Below are 540 nucleotides of genomic sequence, written 5' to 3' on the forward strand. Positions count from 1 at the left end.
GTATTACCATCTCCAGTAGCACAGAAATTTCGAGAAGCAATTCGTCAAGTAAAGGAGAAAGATTCTACTGTAATTGTTGAATATCCACTTACACTTAAAGGAAGCCTTGATTTCTTTGAAGCTAGATGTGTACCATTACTGCATAACAAAATTATGGTTATTGTACGCGATATTACAGAGCGGAAAAAGACAGAAGAATTGCTAAGTAAATCTGATACCCTTGCTGCAATTGGACAATTAGCAGCTGGTGTAGCTCATGAAGTGAGGAACCCATTAACTGTAATAAAAGGATTTATTCAACTATTCCAAATCAACAAAGAAGATCAAGAAAAATACTTTGACCTTATGATTTCTGAAATTGAGAGAATTGAAGCGATACTTCAAGTGTTTTTATCGATTGCTAAAACAGATGARACCCCAACTGAAAAGAATAACATTTATCAAGTATTTAAAAACGTTGTGTCTTTAATTAACAAAAAAGAAATTATGACGAATATTCAAGTTGAGTTATTTGTAGATTCCAATGAACCCATTATTGAA

The 540-nt window shown here is 32.5% G+C and carries 1 protein-coding gene; it reads left to right on the top strand.

Annotation, left to right across the window (positions count from 1 at the left end):
• Positions 1-540 (top strand): histidine kinase dimerization/phospho-acceptor domain-containing protein (locus tag AC1DJR_RS33010; RefSeq protein ID WP_477004567.1); only part of this gene is annotated, 540 nt, incomplete at both ends.

This window comes from Bacillus sp. 05T31 (assembly GCF_056396725.1).